This window comes from Deinococcus terrestris, assembly GCF_009377345.1.
GTDB classification, from domain to species: Bacteria; Deinococcota; Deinococci; order Deinococcales; family Deinococcaceae; genus Deinococcus; species Deinococcus terrestris.
Map to the genome: position 1 here is coordinate 1,138,606 of NZ_WBSL01000001.1, position 15,727 is coordinate 1,154,332.

Consider the following 15,727-nt stretch of genomic DNA (forward strand, 5'->3'; position numbering starts at 1 on the left):
GCGCGGCCAGGACCAGCCCCAGCGCCGCGAGGTTCAGACGGCCCCCGCCGCCTGCGCCCCTGCTGCCTGGGCCGGATCGGCCGGGACCGGCTCGGCCCGCAGCACCTCCGCGACCACGCTCTCGGGGGGCGTTCCGGCCAGCCGCGCCTCGATGCGGAGGCTGAGGCGGTGGGCGAGGACCGCCGGGGCCGCCCCCTTGATGTCGTCGGGCACGACAAAGGCCCGGCCGTCCAGCGCCGCGAGCGCCTGCGCGACCCCTTGCAGGGCGAGGCTGGCGCGGGGACCGCCGCCCAGCGCGACCTGCGGGTGGCTGCGGGTGCGGGCGGTCAGGGCCGCCGCGTAGCGCCGCAACTCGTCCGAGACGCGCACCGACCGCACCGCCGCCCGCGCCGCGAGCAGGTCGTCCGGTCCGGCGACCGGTTCCAGCGTGTCGATGGGGTGCGCCCCCTGAAGGCGGCCCAGCATCTGCACCTCCTCGTCCAAGGAGGGGTAGCCCACCGACAGCTTGAGCAGGAAACGGTCGAGCTGCGCTTCGGGCAATCGGTAGGTGCCCTCGTGCTCGACGGGGTTCTGGGTGGCGATCACCACGAAGGGCTGCGGCAGGCGGTGGGTCACGCCCGACTCGGTGACCTGCCCCTCGCCCATCGCCTCCAGCAGCGCCGACTGCGTCTTGGGGGTGGCGCGGTTGATCTCGTCGGCGAGCAGCAGGCCGGTGAAGATGGGGCCGGGGACGAACTCGAACTCGCCGGTCGCGGGGCGGTACACGCTGACCCCGGTCACGTCGCTGGGCAGCAGGTCGGGCGTGAACTGCACCCGGCGGAAGGTCAGGCCCAGGCTGGCGGCGAGCGCACGGGCCAGCATCGTCTTGCCGGTGCCGGGCGCGTCTTCCAGGAGGATGTGCCCCCCGGTCAGAATCCCGGCGAGGGTCAGCCGGGTGACCCCCTCCTTGCCCACGAGGACGCGGGCCACGTTGTCCCCCACGGCGCGGGCGAACCGCCCCACGGCGGCGAGGTCGGCGGGCGGGGTCGGCAGGTCAGGGTGGGTCATGGGGTCTCCTGGGAGGGGGAATCGGGGGCGTCGGGAGGCGTCAGCGGGCGGTACTCGGCGCTGAGGGCGGCGATGTCACGGGCGGCGGCCTCGGCCCGCTCGGCGTCCTCGTCGGTCACGCGGCCGCCGTAGCGCACCGGGGCGTAGGCGGTGACCAGCGTGCCCAGTGGGGAAGCGAGGTCGGGAAGGTTCAGGGAGGCGCGGGCGGCGTGCTCGGCGGGCGTTTCGGACGGGCCGCGCCCCAGTCCCGCCGCCCCCAGCGATGCCTGCGCCGAGCGGTAGGCCAGCCGGACCCGGTGCAGGGCTTCGGGCGCGGAGGGGGAAGCGGCTTCCTCGGCCGACAGGTCGACTTGGAGGTCGTCATCGGTGGGACGGCGCAGCTTCCAGGCAAGGAGGAAGATGGCGATGGAGAGGAGAACGGCGGACGCGAAGGCCACGCGGTTAAACCAGGAGGCGAACGCCAAGGCCCAACCCGGCGCGGGTTCACCCGTCGTCTCCCCCGTTCCTACCCCAGCCTCTCCTGCAGGTGCAGACGGCGCCGCCCCCGGCCCACCCGAGCCGCCAGCCGTCATGCCGTAGAACAGCAGCATGGCCCCGAGCAGCAGCATTCCCGCCACCGCCGCAATCTCCCACCAGTGAAGGCGGCGCGGTCCATCCACCACGCGCTTGGGCAGTCGCCACAGCAGGAAGATCACCGACATCAGGAGCAGCATGCCGCCCAGCAGCACGAGGTCGGCTCCGGGAAGCTGCACACCCGTCTGCACGGCCTCGGCTGGTAGGGGGCCGCTGGGTGCGCGTTGGCGCATGACCGTGCCTTCTGAGATGGACTCCGAGCTGCTTACCGGAGCTTCGCCCTGCTGTTCGGTCGCCGCCCCCCCCTCCAGCGAGAACATGGGTTGGGCTGACGGCCCCAGTGCCAGCGTGCCCAGCGCGAGCAGACCCGCGAGAACGCCACCGATCAAAGCCGCGTTCCACACGGCGCGGCCCGACCCCGTCAGGCGGCGGGCGGGGCGCTCCTCGCGCCCGGTGGACCCCAGCGCACACAGCAGCAGCGCGAGCAGGCCCAGCCCCAGCCCCGCCGGAAGCCCGAAGACCGGACTGGGAGCCAGCCCCAGCACGCCCGGCAAGAGCAGCAGGGCGAGCCACACGGCCCCAGCGGGGCGGCCCACCTCCAGAAGATTCAGGCCGATGTGCAGCACCGCCGCCGTCAGCACCACCGGCAGAAAGAGGGCGGCGTAAGCCAGAATCGCCCCCATCGCGTTGCCGCCCCCATCCCCCACCCCAGCCAGCAGCGGCAGCGCGGTGAGGCACGCCGCCGCGAGCAGCAGCGGCACCCGCACGACCTCGGCGGCCTGGTCGAAGCGAATCAAGAGCAGGACGGCGAAAAAGGCCAGCACCCCCCACCACGGCAGCCACGAGGCCGCCACGAAGGGCGCGGCAAGCAGCAGCCACGAGCGGTCGAGGCGCAAGGGCCGCCGAGCGGGAGGAACAGGAAGAGTCGTCATGCGGAGAGCCTCAGCCTAGCGCGGGACCGGCCGCGTCGGGAGCAGACCTGGGGCGGGCCAGCCGGGCCACCGTGCGGGCCGCTGCCTCGGCCTGCTCTGCCCCTTCCTCGGAGGGCGACAGGCCGTAGCGGACAGGCGCATAGACCGCCAGAAGCTGCCGCAGCGGGTTGGCCAGGTCGGGCAGCGCCTCCGACACCCGCGCCGCGTGTTCGGCCGGGGTTTCCTCAGGGGCGCGGCCCAGGCCCACTCGCGTCAGCGAGGCCAGCGCCGAGCGGTAGGCCTGCCGGACCCGGTGGGGATGGCTGGAGTCGGCCAGGACCGTGTCCAGTGCTTCTGCGGCAGCCAGGGAGCGGCCCGTCCGCAGGGGGGAGCGCCACCACCGCCAGATCAGCCAGCCCAAGCCCGTGACCAGGGCCAGCGCACAGGTCAGGGCCACGGCCAGGATCATCCCACTGCGGCGTGACAGGGGCGGAGGAGCTTCTGGGACCGTGCGGCGCGGGGTCGGCGGCTCAGCGGCCGGGGCGTCCTTCGACCAAGCCACGGGGGCGTCCCGCTGCTGCCCAGCCTGAATCACGCGAGGACTCACCGAGCAGCCGGGCGCGTCGTCCCCGCATCCGGCGCGTTTCCACGCCTCATAGTGGCCCAGGACCAGGGCGGACAACCCGTTCACGGCCCACGCCGGAAGCCCCCCGATGCGGGCATTCCGGTCGCTCTGCGTCGGCAGGGGCAGGCTCAGGACCGCGAACACCACCCCCAGACCCAGGGCGGCGAGGGTCAGCCGCCGAAGGGCCTGCCCCCTGCCCGCGAGCACTTGCAACGCCCGGCCCTCCTGATCCGGCGCTCCCGCCACCGCCAGCAGCAGCCCCAGCGCCCCCCACACCAACGCCCAGGGCTCCCCCGCCCCGAACAGCGCCGACCACAGCAGCAGCCCCAGCAACAGGGCGGCTCCCAGCCGCCGCGTTCCTCCCTCCAGCGCCCACAGCGCCACATGCAGCACCCCAAGCCCCAGCAGCAGCGGCAAACTGTCCTGCACGGCCTGCAAACGGGCATCGGCCACCTGCCACGCCATCGCCCCGTCCGGCGTGTCCACCCATACCCAGGAGGGCAACTCTCCCAGAAGGCCCAGCAGCAGCAGGGCCAGCAGGCGCATCCCCCGCAGCCAGGCCCACGGCCGGGCCAGCCCCACGATCCCCACGGCCCCAGCCACCGCCCACAGCGGCCACGCCGCCAGCCCTACGAGCGGCGCGGCGAGCAGGAGCCACGAGCGGGCCTCCGGCCCGGCGGCCGGACGGGTCTGAACAGCGTGCCGAGCCAATTGTGGGGTCATCGCGGCCAGCCTACCGCCTGCCCAGGCGGGCCGTGCAGAAACTTGCGGCCTCTCCACGACCTGTCAGACAGCGAACTGTGCCGACAGCACCAGGCCCCCGCCACGGGGGACGGGGGCCGGAGGACACGGAAGGTCAGTCCAGGAAGTCGCGCAGCTTGCGCGTGCGGCTCTCGTGGTACTTGAGCTTGCGCAGCGCCTTGTTCTCGATCTGGCGGATGCGCTCGCGGGTCACGTTGAAGCGCTGGCCGACCTCCTCCAGCGTGTGCTCGCGGCCGTCGACCAGCCCCTTGCGGAACTTCAGGACCATCGCCTCGCGTTCGGTGAGCTTGGAGAGGGCCTTTTCCAGTTCCTCGGAGAGCAGGGTCTTGGCGGCGTTGTCCACCGGCGAGTCGAGGTTCTCGTCGGGGATGAAGTCGCCATAAAAGGAGTCCTTCTCGTCGCCGATGGGCGTTTCCAGCGAGACGGGCTCCTGGGAGACCTTCTGCACCTCCTCGACCTTGTTGGCGTCCCAGCCGGGACCCATCGCCTCGGCGATCTCCTCGTAGGTGGCCTCGCGCGAGAGTTCTTGCTGAAGCTGCCGGGCGGTGCGGGTGAGCTTGTTGATCGTCTCGACCATGTGGACCGGGATGCGGATGGTCCGGGCCTGGTCGGCAATCGCGCGGTTGATCGCCTGCCGAATCCACCACGTCGCGTACGTACTGAACTTGTAGCGGCGGCGGTACTCGAACTTCTCGACCGCCCGGATCAGGCCCTGGTTGCCCTCCTGAATCAGGTCGAGGAAGCCCAGCCCGCGCCCGGTGTACTTCTTGGCGATGGAGACGACCAATCGGAGGTTGGCCTCAATCAGTCCCTGGCGGGCGGCGGCGCCGTCTTCCATCTGGCGCATCAGGCGGCGGCGCCCACGGTCGTCGAAGGTGTCGCCCTCCTCCTCCAGCCGCTTGCGGGCCTCCTCGCCCTCCTCGATGCGGCGGGCGAGCGCGATCTCCTCTTCGAGGGTGAGCAGCGGCACCCGGCCGATCTCGTGGAGGTACTGCCGCACCGGGTCGTTGGACACGGCGCGGGGCATGTCGTCGAAGTACTTCTCCTCGTCGTCGGTGTCGGTGGCGGCCGCCGCCGCCGGACCCCCCTCGGTTTCCTCGTCGAGGTCGTCGTCCTCGTCCTCGCCCTCGTCCTGCACCTCGATCTGCTGCGCGGCGAGGAACAGTTGCATGTCCTCGAACGCTTCGGCGCTCTCGGGGTCGAGGCCGGAGGCTTCGAGGGCCACCGACAGCGCCGCCGCGATCTCGTCGCTGGTCAGCACGCCCGCCGCCTTGCCCACCTTCAGCAGTTCCTGAATGGAGGGGTGCGCGTAGTAGGGCTTGTCGGCGGGGACGGGGGCGGCGGTTCCCTTGGCAGGGGGCGCGGCTTTGCTCGCTGCCGGGGTCTTGGCCGCTTTGCGGGGAGCGGGAGCCGCCTTTGGAGCCGTCTCGGTGGGAGCCGCTGAAACAGCCTCGGGAGCGGGCGCGGCCTTCTTGCGGGCCGGGGCCTTCTTCGGCGCGGGGGTGGGGGCCGCTTCGGCCTCGGCAGCGGGGGCCGGGGTGGCGGTGGCCTTGGGCCGGGGCGCCTTGCGGGCCTTGGGGGCGGCGGGGATGACGGCCTCAGCCGCTTCGGCGGCCGGAGCGGCGGGCGCGGAAGCCTTGGTACGGGCGCGTGCTCGGGTGGGTTCTGCCATGCGGACTCCTAGGGCGCCGGGGCCGGTGCGGGGAGAGGCCGGAAGGTGGCCACGGCCGGACAACTGGCGTGCGGAAGAGAAACGATAGAGGAAAACTCGGCGCGTGTGGCCAGTGTGGCTGAAACCCCAGAGAGCGCCGGGGGCCTGAAACGGGTCAGTCTAGCAAAGACCCCCCAGCCCCCCGGCAGCCGCCTCACGGTGGGGCGGCGCCCCCGCAGGGGAATAGCAGGTACGCGCCCTGATCTGCAACAGTTCCCGGCACCCCTGCCCGGCACGTCCCTCCGCGTGCTCCCGCCGTTCCCGGAGTCAGGCGGCTTCCCGCCAGCCGGCGGAGGGCGATTGACACCCCCAGCCGCGGGCAGTAGCCTTCGGAGTACCAACAACGTCTGTTCTGGAACCGCTTCCGCCACGGAAGATGGCGTGCCGCCGAGGGATTGGCCCCGGCTGGTGTCCAGGCAGCGAAGGGAGAACCATGAAACGAGTGCTTGCCAGCCTCAGCCTCACCCTCGCCTGCGCCGCCGTGAGCCAGGCGGGGGCCGTGACCCTGACTTTCGCCTGCGACTCGGTCGGCCAGGGCTTCGACGAGTGCAAAAAGGGCGCCGACGCCTGGGCCAAGCGGACGGGCAACACCGTCCGGCTGATTCAGGTGCCCAAGGAAACCGACCAGCGCCTCGCCCTGTACCAGCAGCAGCTCGGCGCCCGCTCGGCGGACGTGGACGTGTACATGATCGACGTGGTGTGGCCGGGGCTGATCGGCCAGCACCTCCTCGACATGAAGAAGTACATTCCGGCGGCCGAGATCAACCGGCACTTCCCGGCCATCGTGCAGAACAACACCATCGGCGGCAAGCTGGTGGGCATGCCCTTTTTCACCGACGCGGGCGTGCTGTACTACCGCACCGACCTGCTCAAGAAGTACGGGTACACCAAGCCCCCCAAGACCTGGAACGAGCTGGCGACCATGGCCCAGAAGATCCAGGCGGGCGAGCGCAAGACCAACTCGCGCTTCGTGGGCTTCGTGTTCCAGGGCAAGAACTACGAGGGCCTGACCTGCGACGCGCTGGAGTGGATCTCCTCCTTCGGGGGCGGCACCATCGTGGATTCCAGCGGCAAGGTGACGATTAACAACGCCAAGACCGTGCAGGCGCTGCAGGCGATTCAGGGCCTGGTGGGCACCGTGGCCCCGCAGGCCGTGACGACCTACGGTGAGGAAGAAGCCCGCAACGTGTGGCAGGCGGGGAACGCGGCCTTTATGCGCAACTGGCCCTACGCCTACGCGGCCGGACAGGAGCAGGGCAGCGCCGTGCGCGGCAAGATCGGCGTGGCGGCCCTGCCCGCAGGCACCGGCGGCAAGCCCGCCGCGACGCTGGGCGGCTGGCAGCTCGCGGTGAACGCCTACTCGAAAAACCCCAAGGAGGCTGCCAGCCTGGTGCAGTACCTGACGGGCGTGCAGGAGCAAAAGCGCCGCGCGGTGGAAGCGAGCTACAACCCCACCATCGCTTCTCTGTACAAGGACAAGGACGTCTTGAAGGCCGTGCCCTTCTTCGGCAGCCTGTACGACGTGTTCACCAACGCGGTGGCCCGCCCCGCGACGGTTACGGGCAGCAAGTACAACCAGGTCAGTGACGCCTTCAGCACCGCCGTCTACAACGTGCTGACCAAGAAGAGCGCTCCTGGCCCGGCCATGAAGACCCTCGAAGGCCAGCTCAACCGCATCAAGGGCCGCGGCTGGTAAGACCCGCGTGGGCGGCGCCGCGTAGCCCGCCGCCCCCGGAGTCCGGGTGCCCCCAGTCGCGGGGCACCCCTTTTTGTTTTCCGGCGTCCTCTCTCTTTCCGCCTTCACCCGCGAGGTGCCCCCGATGACCACTCCCCTCCCCTCCCGCCCCACGGCGGCCCCCGCGCGTCCGGGCCGGGGCCTGCAGGCCAGCCGCACGCGCGTGGCGCTGCTGCTGCTGGTGCCCATGCTGCTGGTGCTGGCCGCCGTTGCCGGGTACCCGCTGCTGCGGACGATCTATCTCTCGTTTACCGAGTACAACATCCTGACCGATCCGGCCCCGAGGTGGATCGGGCTGGGCAACTACTGGTTCACCACCGAAGACGGGGTGGGCCTGGGCGTGCTGCAAATCCCCGAGTGGTGGCAGTCGGTGTGGAACACGGTCAAGTTCACGGTGGGCAGCGTGCTGCTCGAAACCGTGCTGGGGCTGGCCTTCGCGCTGATCATCAATTCCAAGATCCGGGGCCGGGGCCTGATGCGCACCGCGATCCTGGTGCCCTGGGCGATTCCGACGGTGGTGAGCGCCCAGATGTGGAACTGGATGTACAACGACTCGTTCGGGATTATCTCGTCGTGGGGGCAGAGCCTGGGCTTCTTGCAGGCGGGCGAGTCCTTCCTGAGCAACCCCGACACGGCGCTCGCGGCGCTGGTCGCGGTGGACGTGTGGAAGACCACCCCCTTCATGGCGCTGCTGCTGCTGGCCGGGCTCCAGACCATCCCGGACGACATGTACGAGGCCGCCGACGTGGACGGGGCGAACAAGTGGACCCAGTTCTGGCGGCTGACGCTGCCGCTGCTGACGCCCGCCCTCTTGGTCGCTCTGATCTTCCGCACGCTGGACGCGCTGCGGGTGTTCGACATGCCCTACATCGTGAAGGGGAATGCCCCGGAAACGATCACCATGAGCATCTATGCCCGGCAGGAGCTGATCCTGAACTCGCAGTTCGGGTTCGGCAGTGCGATCAGCGTGCTGATTTTCCTGATCATCATGGTGTTCACGGCGATCTACGTGACCAGCCTGCGCGTGAAGTTTGACTGAGGTGGGGCGATGAATTCCAAGAATCCACTGGTCCGCACCGTCACCCTGGTCCTCTTCTGGCTGGTCGTGGCGGCCGTGCTGTTTTACGTCCTCTTTCCCTTCTACTGGGCGATCAAGACCAGCCTGACGAGTTCGGCCCGGCTCTCGGCCGAGGCGCTGCAATGGGTCCCCAGCACCCTCAGCTTCCAGAATTTCCGGGACGTCTTCACGGTCGCCCCCTTCGGCCGCAACCTGCTCAACAGCGTGGTGGTGGCGACGGGCACGGTGCTGCTGAGCCTGCTGCTCTCGGTGCTGGCGGCCTACGCGCTGGGCAAGTTTCGCTTTCAGGGCAAGACCATCCTGATGTACCTGATTCTGGCGGTGAGCGTCTTTCCGCAGATCGCGGTGCTGTCGGGGCTGTACACCATGATCCAGACCTTCGGCCTGTACAACTCGTGGGGCGGGCTGATCCTGTCGTACATGATCTTCACGCTGCCCTTCACGGTCTGGACCCTGACCGCCTTCGTGCGCGAGATTCCCACCGAACTGGAGGAGGCGGCCTACGTGGACGGCGCCTCGCCGCTGCAAACCCTCTTCCGGGTGCTGCTCCCGGTGATGACTCCGGCGCTGGTCACAACGGGCCTGCTCGCCTTCATCAATGCCTGGAACGAGTTCCTGTTCGCGCTGACCTTCACGACCGATGCCACGGCCGCGACGGTCCCGCCCGCCATCGCCAACTTCACCGGGGCCTCGCAGTACGAGAGCCCCTTCGGCCTGACGATGGCCGCCTCGGTGATCGTGACGATCCCGCTGATCATCCTGGTGCTGGTGTTCCAGCGCAATATCGTCTCCGGCCTGACGGCGGGGGCGGTCAAGGGCTGAGGGAGGGCGGCCAGCCGCCAGCTTCCAGCGACCAGCAAGAAACAAGCCCCGGCTCCGGCTGGGGTTCTCTCTTTCTCCTCTCCCTCGTGGGACCCGCAGAGCGTCTGGCCGCGAGGGCGTGTGACCATTCCTTCCGCTCCTTCCTACACCGGCTGGCCGCTCTCCTTACGGCAGCACCGGATACAGGTCCACCCGCCCGCCGGGGCGCACGTCCTCGCGGGCGGCGATGGCAACGGCAGCACTCTGGCCGGAGCGGCTGCCCAGGCGGGTCAGCAGGTCCACGAACTCGTTGACGCCCAGTCCGCCGTTGGTGATGTACTCGGCGGGCACGCCCCGGGTGGTCAGGTGAATGACCGTGTCCTGCACGAGGTCCTGAACCTGGTTCTGGACCGTGCGGGGGTCGCCCAGGGTGACGGTCGCCCGGCGTATGGTCTGCCCGCTCCGGTACAGGACGGTGTTGGGCCGGGCGGCACAGGTGAGGTCGACCGGAAAGCCCACCGCCGTGTTGTTGGCGGCCCGGCACTGCACGAAGGCGCTGGCGTTCAGCCCACGCAGGCTGATTTCCAGGCGCTCGCGGGCCGCCGCGTTCAGGCGGGCAGGCGGCGTGCCCTTGGCGCCCCGGTCCGCCGCTGCCGCCGCCGCGCTCTGGAGAAAGGTGTCGAGGTTGCGGACCCCCGGCACGACCCCGGCGTACACGAGGTCATTCTTGGGATAGGCGAGGTCGGCGCTGCGGCTGGCGCTGAGTTCGTCTCGGGCGCTGGAAAACTCATCCTGAAGCTGGTCGAGGCTGCTGCGGGCGCTGGCGAGGTCGCGGCCGAGCGTCTCGTTGGCGGCCCGCAGCTCGGCCTGCTGGGTCCGCAGGCTGGCGAGTTCGCGGGCCGCCGCGTCGCGCTCGGTCACCAGCCGGGCACGTTCGGCGGCCAGCGTGTCGCGTTCGCGGGCCAGGGCGTCCCGTTCGCGGGCGGCGCTGTCGCGTTCGCGGGCGAGGCGGTCGCGCTCGGCGGCAACCTCGTCGCGCTGGCGAGTGGCTGCGTCGCGGGCGGCGACGGCGGAGGCGCGGGCCTGAACGGCGGCGTCCCGTGCGCGGGCGGCGGCATCCCGTTCGGCCTGCAGGCGGTCGCGGGCAGCGATCAAGGTCTGGCGCTCGGCGGCGAGGCGGTCGCGGGCCTGCTGAGCCTGGGTGCGGGCGGCTTCGGCCTGGGCACGGCCCGCCTCGGCCGCCGAGCGGGCCTGACGGGCGGCGTCGCGCTCGCGGGTGGCCGCGTCGCGCTGGGCCTGCACCTCCTCGCGGGCGATTTCCAGGGCGTCGACCTGACGGTTGAGCACCGTCACGCGCGACTGAGCCGCCTCAGCCCGCGTCTGAGCGGCGTCGGCGCGGGCCTGGGCTTCCCCAGCGGCGGCCTCGGCACTGGCGGCGCGGCGGTCGAGGGCCGCGACCTCGTTCCCCAGCGTTTCCACCTGCGCGTCAAGGGCACGGGCACGCTCGCGGCTGTCGGCAAGCTGGCTCTCGGAGGCGGCCAACGCGGCGCGGCTCTCCTCGGCGCGGGCCTCGAGGGTACGGCCCAGGGCGGTGAGTTCGGTCACCCGCGTTTGCAGGGAGCGGGCCTGCTCCTGGGCGCGGGCGCGGTCGGCCTGGGCGGTGTCGCGGGCCTGCTGGGCGGTCCTCAGCGCTGCCTGGGCCTCTTGCAGACTGGCCTGCGCCTGCACCCGCTCCCGCTGGAGGGCCTCGGCGGCCCGCCGCGCCTGGTCACGCTCACGCTGGGCGGCCTGTAACTCGACCTGCACGCCCTCGACCTCTTCCCGTAGCGCGTTGATCTGGGGCCGGAGCTGATCGGCCTGCGCGATGGTGTTCACGGCGGAGCGGTTGAGCAGCAGGAAGGCGCCCAGGCTCGCCGCGCTGATGCCCATGCCCGCGAGCACCGCCACGACGAGCGCGGTTGTCTTGGGCCGCAGCCCGAAGAGGCGCAGGTGTTTGCGGCCCACCTTGCGGGCGATGGTGTCGGCCGAATAGGCGACCACGCCCGACAGCAGCACCACGAAGGGCAGGAACAGCCACAGCACGCGCCCTCAGCCCCCTTCCTACAGCTCGAAGTCGTCGCCGAGGTAGTGGCGGCGGGCGTCCTCGTCGGCCCCGAACTCCTGCGGGGTGCCCTCGAACTTCACCTCGCCGTCGAACATCAGGTAGACGCGGTCGGTCAGCGCGATGGTCTCGCGCACGTTGTGGTCGGTGATAAAGACCCCGATGCCTCGGCGGTCGCGCAGCTCCCGGATCAGACGCTGAATCTCGCGGATGCTCTTGGGGTCCACCCCGGTAAACGGCTCGTCGAGCAGCAGGTAGTCGGGGTCGGTGGTGAGCGCCCGGGCGAGTTCCAGCCGCCGCCGCTCGCCGCCAGAAAGCTGGTAGGCGTAGTTTCCGGCCAGAGCGGTCAGGCCGAACTCGGCCAGCAGCGCGTCGGCGCGGGCCTCCTGCTCGGCGCGGGGCAGGCCCTGGTATTCGAGGATGGCGAGCAGATTGTCCCGCGCGGTGAGCTTGCGAAAGGCGCTGGGTTCCTGCGGGAGATACCCCAGCCCCAGCCGCGCCCGCTCGTGCATGGGCAGCCGGGTCACGTCGCGCTCGCCGAGCCGGATGCGCCCCCCGCCCGGCCGGATAAAGCCCACCAGCATGTAAAAGGTGGTCGTCTTCCCCGCCCCGTTCGGCCCAAAGAGGGCCACGATCTCGCCGGGCCGCACGGTGAAGTCGGCCCCACGCACGACCGCTCGGCGGCCGTAGCTTTTGCGCAGGCCCTCGGCCCGCAGCTCGGGCCGCTGAAAGTCGATCTGGACGCCGTGCGGGACGGAGAGGGGGGCGGGCGCGGTCACGTCTGCGAGCCTAGCACGGGGGGTCTGGAAGCGGGGGTGAGGAGGGCGACGAAGGGGGTGGCAGAAGCGCGGCGGACGACCCCTCAGTCCGCTTCGCGGCCAGCTCCCCTCAAGGGGAGCCATTGAAGCGCACGAAATTGGGGAGAACGCTCCTCACGAAAGTCTCCCTTTTAAGGGGTGGTGCCCCGAAGGGGCGGACTCGCAGAGCTGCGAAGCAGAGGAGTAAAAGCGGGGCAGTGCAACTGTGGCGACCTCGCTACGGCGCCGACTTCCCCTCCCCCGCCGTACACTACCCCCATGCTCCTGACCCTCATCGTTCTGGATTCTGTCGGCGTAGGCGAGTTGCCCGACGCCGCCGCCTTCGGGGACGCGGGTGCCCACACCCTCAACCACACGCTCACGGCCGCGCCCATTCCCCTCCCCAACCTCGCGCGGCTGGGGCTGTCCCGCATTCCCACCGTGCAGACTTCGCCGGAGACGGTCCCGGCGGGCGAGGTGACGGGCGCTTTCGGGCGAATGCGCGAGGTCAGCCCCGGCAAGGACACCTCGACCGGGCACTGGGAGTTCATGGGCGTGCAACTCGAACACGCCTTTCAGGTCTTCCCCGACGGCTTTCCCCCCGCCGTGATGGACCGCTTCGACGCGGCGACCGGGCGCGGGCACCTGTGCAACCGACCCTACAGCGGCACGGACGTGATTCGGGACTATGGGCAAGAACACCTCCGCACCGGCTTCCCCATCGTGTACACCAGCGCCGACAGCGTGTTCCAGATCGCCGCGCACGAGGACGTGGTGCCGCTGGAGACGTTGTATCGGTGGTGCGAGGCCGCCCGCGAGATTCTTCAGGGCGAGTACGCGGTCGCGCGGGTGATCGCCCGGCCCTTCCGGGGAGAGTACCCCTTCGAGCGGGCCAACGAGCACCGCAAGGACTATTCGCTCGTGCCGCCGCGCACGGTGCTGGACGCGCTCAAGGACGCCGGGCTTGACGTGGTGGGCATCGGCAAGATTCCCGACATCTACGCGCACCAGGGCTTCACCGAGGAGATTCACACCGACAACAACGCGGACGGCCTCCAGAAGACGCTCGCGCGGATGCGGCAGGGCGGGCAGGGCCTGATCTTCACCAACCTCGTGGACTTCGACGCCAAGTTCGGCCACCGCCGCGACCCCGCCGGGTACAGCGCGGCGCTGGCCGAGTTCGACGCCGCGCTGCCGGAGCTGCTGGCCGCCGTGCCGGAAGGCGGGGCGCTGATCCTCGTCTCAGACCACGGCAACGACCCCACCTGGCCCGGCACCGACCACACCCGCGAGCACGGGCTGCTGCTGGGCTGGCACCCCGGCCTGACGGGGGCGGTGGACCTGGGCGAACGGGCCACCTTCGCGGATGTGGGGGCGACCGTCTCAGAGGCGCTGGAGGCCGACTGGAAGGGGCCGGGTGAGAGCTTCTGGACGCGGCTGAAGGGCTGATCCCGCAGGAGGCTGCCCCGACCTTCCGCCCCGGCCCCGAGCAGTTCAGCCTCACGCTGCTGCTGGGCGGGCGCTTCGCGGGGGCGCAGGAATGGACGCTGCACCCGGAACGCGGGGCGCTGATCGCGCGGGTGCAGACCGACTTCGGCGGAGTGCTGCCCGAGCTGCGACGGGTGCAGCAAAGCCGAATGCACCCCCGGCTGCTGACCAGCCTGCACTACGCCGAGGGCGACGGACGAAACCGGGCGAACTTCGAGACGACCTTCGACCGCCGCTCGGGGCTAGTCACGCTGCGGCAGGGCCGCGATGAGGCCACCGCGCCGCTGACCACCGAGCACCACGACCCGGTTTCGCTGCTGGTGTGGCTGCGCGGGCTGGAGGGCGAAGAGCGAGCCACCGTGCAGATGGCGGGGGGACACGTCCTCGTGCAGAGGCTTCCCGACACGGCGGTGGGCGACCTTCCCGCCCGTGCCTACCTGCTGCGGCCCGGCGGGGCCTACGTGTTCGTGGAGGTCGACCCCCCTCACCGCCTGCTGCGCCTGATCCAGCCCACCGATTTCGGGTCGCTGGAAGCCGTGACCGAGCCGCCCAAGAAACCGCAGCCTGAGCGCAGGCGGCGGCGGGCGGGGTAGGAGGCGGTCGGCCCGAAAAGCAGACCACCTCTCGGCCCGCCCTCCCGATTTCTTCCCTGTCCGGCTGACCGCCGCAAGCTGACCCCTCCCCAGGAGTTCCACCATGCAAGTCCTACAAGGCGACGCCGCCCGCGCGGCCCTGACCCGCAGCTTTTCCGAGATTCCCGTGCCCCAGAGCGTGCTGGACCGCATCCAGCAGACCTTCGGGGAGCCGCTGACCCCCGAGGAGGTCGTCTCACGCATCCTCGCGGACGTGCGGGCGCGGGGGGACGAGGCCCTGCGCGACTGGACCGAGCGGCTGGACGGCCACCGCCCGGAGGCGCTGGAGGTGTCTGGGACCGAGCTGGAGGCCGCGCAGATCGAGCCCGAGCTACATGAGGCCGTACGGCTCGCCATCCGCCGCGTCCGGGCCTTCTACGAGCAGCAGCCCGCGCACGGTTTCATGCAGGAGGGACCGGACGGCACGTTGGGGCAACTCGTGCGCCCGCTGGGACGGGTGGGCGTGTACGTGCCCGGTGGCCTCGCGCCGCTGATCTCCACCCTGATTCACACGGCGGTGCCCGCGCAGGTGGCGGGTGTGCCCGAGATCGTGGTGACGACGCCGCCCGGTCGGGATGGCTCGGTGCATCCGGCGATTCTGGTCGCGGCCCGCGAACTGGGCATCACGCGGGTCTTCCGGGTGGGCGGGGCACAGGCCATCGGGGCGCTCGCCTACGGCACCGCCAGCGTGCCCGGCGTGGACAAGATCGCGGGGCCGGGCAACCTCTTCGTGGTGATCGCCAAACGGATGGTCTTCGGCGCAGTGGGCATCGAGAGCCTGCCGGGGCCGACCGAGACGCTGGTGGTGGCCGACGACAGCGCGGACCCCCGTTTCGTGGCCGCCGACCTCCTCGCGCAGGCCGAGCACCTGGGGGCCGAACCCGTGCTGGTGTCCACCAGCCGCGACCTGCTGATCGAGGTGCAGAATCAGTTGGACGGCCAGTTGGAGGCCCTCCCCGAGCCGAACCGGAGTTGGGCGCGGGACAGCGTGCTAAGCCGGATGAAGATCGTTCTCGCCGCCGATGTGGACGAAGCGCTGGACCTGTCCAACCTGTACGCGCCCGAGCACCTCTGCCTGCTGACCCGCGACCCCTGGAGCCTGCTGGACGGAGTGCGCCGCGCCGGGGGCGTCTTTGTGGGCGAGGCGAGCATGGAGGCGCTGGGCGACTACGTGGCCGGACCCAGCCACGTGATGCCGACCGGGGGCACCGCCCGTTTCATGAGTCCGGTCAACGTGCGCGATTTCCAGAACATCATCTCGGTGGTGGGCGTGCGTGAGGAGACGCTGCGCCGCATCGGCCCCCCCGCCGCCATCCTCGCCCGTGCCGAGGGCCTGGAAGCCCACGCCCGCGCGATTGAAAGTCGCCTGACCCCGCCGCCCGCACCCGCCCACCCGGAAGCCACGTTGGAAGCGATGGCGGACGTGTCGGAGGAGGCGACTTCGGGCCTGTGAGCGGCCGCATCTA

General features: G+C 70.8%; 12 protein-coding genes. 6 read left to right on the forward strand and 6 right to left on the reverse strand.

Annotated elements, in window-relative coordinates; all coding sequences use genetic code 11:
* Positions 1-33: 33 nt before the first annotated feature.
* From F8S09_RS05675 to rpoD, 4 genes are all read right to left on the reverse strand, one after another.
* Entirely contained in the window at positions 34-1,047 is a 1,014-nt protein-coding gene (locus F8S09_RS05675; RefSeq protein WP_152869629.1) for an AAA family ATPase, read from the reverse strand.
* Complete coding sequence (locus tag F8S09_RS05680) at positions 1,044-2,552, reverse strand: DUF4129 domain-containing protein (RefSeq protein ID WP_152869631.1); 1,509 nt, start codon at positions 2,550-2,552, stop codon at positions 1,044-1,046. The genes F8S09_RS05675 and F8S09_RS05680 overlap by 4 nt, the downstream gene beginning before the upstream one ends.
* 10 nt (positions 2,553-2,562) lie before the next feature.
* Positions 2,563-3,879, reverse strand: a complete 1,317-nt coding sequence (locus F8S09_RS05685) for a DUF4129 domain-containing protein (protein WP_152869633.1) — start codon at positions 3,877-3,879, stop codon at positions 2,563-2,565.
* Positions 3,880-4,012: 133 nt separating this feature from the next.
* A complete protein-coding gene (rpoD, locus tag F8S09_RS05690; protein ID WP_152869635.1) occupies positions 4,013-5,590 on the reverse strand; it encodes an RNA polymerase sigma factor RpoD in 1,578 nt (525 codons plus the stop codon).
* Between the two features lie 472 nt (positions 5,591-6,062).
* Here rpoD and F8S09_RS05695 point away from each other — a divergent pair, with 472 nt between their 5' ends.
* The 3 genes from F8S09_RS05695 (at position 6,063) to F8S09_RS05705 (ending at position 9,264) form a co-directional block, all read left to right on the forward strand.
* Complete coding sequence (locus F8S09_RS05695; protein ID WP_152869637.1) at positions 6,063-7,325, forward strand: ABC transporter substrate-binding protein; 1,263 nt, start codon at positions 6,063-6,065, stop codon at positions 7,323-7,325.
* 124 nt (positions 7,326-7,449) lie between these two features.
* Positions 7,450-8,403 carry a carbohydrate ABC transporter permease gene (locus F8S09_RS05700; protein WP_152869639.1) on the forward strand — a complete coding sequence of 318 codons (954 nt, stop codon included), beginning with the start codon at positions 7,450-7,452 and terminating at the stop codon, positions 8,401-8,403.
* Between the two features lie 9 nt (positions 8,404-8,412).
* Complete coding sequence (locus F8S09_RS05705; protein ID WP_152869641.1) at positions 8,413-9,264, forward strand: carbohydrate ABC transporter permease; 852 nt, start codon at positions 8,413-8,415, stop codon at positions 9,262-9,264.
* 165 nt (positions 9,265-9,429) lie between these two features.
* On the opposite strand, the gene F8S09_RS05710 is transcribed toward F8S09_RS05705, so the two are convergent.
* Both F8S09_RS05710 and lptB read right to left on the reverse strand, forming a co-directional pair.
* The gene (locus F8S09_RS05710) at positions 9,430-11,325 is read right to left on the reverse strand and encodes a DUF3084 domain-containing protein (RefSeq protein WP_322618565.1); all 1,896 of its coding nucleotides are present in this window, start codon (positions 11,323-11,325) and stop codon (positions 9,430-9,432) included.
* Between the two features lie 18 nt (positions 11,326-11,343).
* Positions 11,344-12,123 (reverse strand): LPS export ABC transporter ATP-binding protein, encoded by a 780-nt coding sequence (gene lptB, locus F8S09_RS05715; RefSeq protein ID WP_322618566.1) that lies wholly within the window; start codon positions 12,121-12,123, stop codon positions 11,344-11,346.
* A gap of 297 nt (positions 12,124-12,420) precedes the next feature.
* Between lptB and F8S09_RS05720 the strand changes: the two genes are divergently transcribed.
* The 3 genes from F8S09_RS05720 to hisD all read left to right on the forward strand — a co-directional run bounded on the left by F8S09_RS05720 (position 12,421) and on the right by hisD (position 15,714).
* Positions 12,421-13,590: a phosphopentomutase gene (locus F8S09_RS05720; protein WP_152869643.1), complete on the forward strand. Its 1,170-nt coding sequence runs from the start codon at positions 12,421-12,423 to the stop codon at positions 13,588-13,590.
* 131 nt (positions 13,591-13,721) lie between these two features.
* Positions 13,722-14,222, forward strand: coding sequence for a hypothetical protein (locus F8S09_RS05725; protein ID WP_322618567.1), 501 nt, complete (start codon positions 13,722-13,724; stop codon positions 14,220-14,222).
* 103 nt (positions 14,223-14,325) lie between these two features.
* The gene (gene hisD / locus F8S09_RS05730) at positions 14,326-15,714 is read left to right on the forward strand and encodes a histidinol dehydrogenase (protein WP_152869647.1); all 1,389 of its coding nucleotides are present in this window, start codon (positions 14,326-14,328) and stop codon (positions 15,712-15,714) included.
* Positions 15,715-15,727 lie beyond the last annotated feature (13 nt).

What these genes read in the sequence shown, in the direction of transcription:
- F8S09_RS05675 (WP_152869629.1), bottom strand. Translation starts at nt 1,047, where the DNA reads ATGACCCACCCTGACCTGCCGACCCCGCCCGCCGACCTCGCCGCCGTG.
- hisD (WP_152869647.1), top strand. Translation starts at nt 14,326, where the DNA reads ATGCAAGTCCTACAAGGCGACGCCGCCCGCGCGGCCCTGACCCGCAGC.
- rpoD (WP_152869635.1), bottom strand. Translation starts at nt 5,590, where the DNA reads ATGGCAGAACCCACCCGAGCACGCGCCCGTACCAAGGCTTCCGCGCCC.
- F8S09_RS05700 (WP_152869639.1), top strand. Translation starts at nt 7,450, where the DNA reads ATGACCACTCCCCTCCCCTCCCGCCCCACGGCGGCCCCCGCGCGTCCG.
- F8S09_RS05695 (WP_152869637.1), top strand. Translation starts at nt 6,063, where the DNA reads ATGAAACGAGTGCTTGCCAGCCTCAGCCTCACCCTCGCCTGCGCCGCC.
- F8S09_RS05680 (WP_152869631.1), bottom strand. Translation starts at nt 2,552, where the DNA reads ATGACGACTCTTCCTGTTCCTCCCGCTCGGCGGCCCTTGCGCCTCGAC.
- F8S09_RS05705 (WP_152869641.1), top strand. Translation starts at nt 8,413, where the DNA reads ATGAATTCCAAGAATCCACTGGTCCGCACCGTCACCCTGGTCCTCTTC.
- F8S09_RS05720 (WP_152869643.1), top strand. Translation starts at nt 12,421, where the DNA reads ATGCTCCTGACCCTCATCGTTCTGGATTCTGTCGGCGTAGGCGAGTTG.
- F8S09_RS05685 (WP_152869633.1), bottom strand. Translation starts at nt 3,879, where the DNA reads ATGACCCCACAATTGGCTCGGCACGCTGTTCAGACCCGTCCGGCCGCC.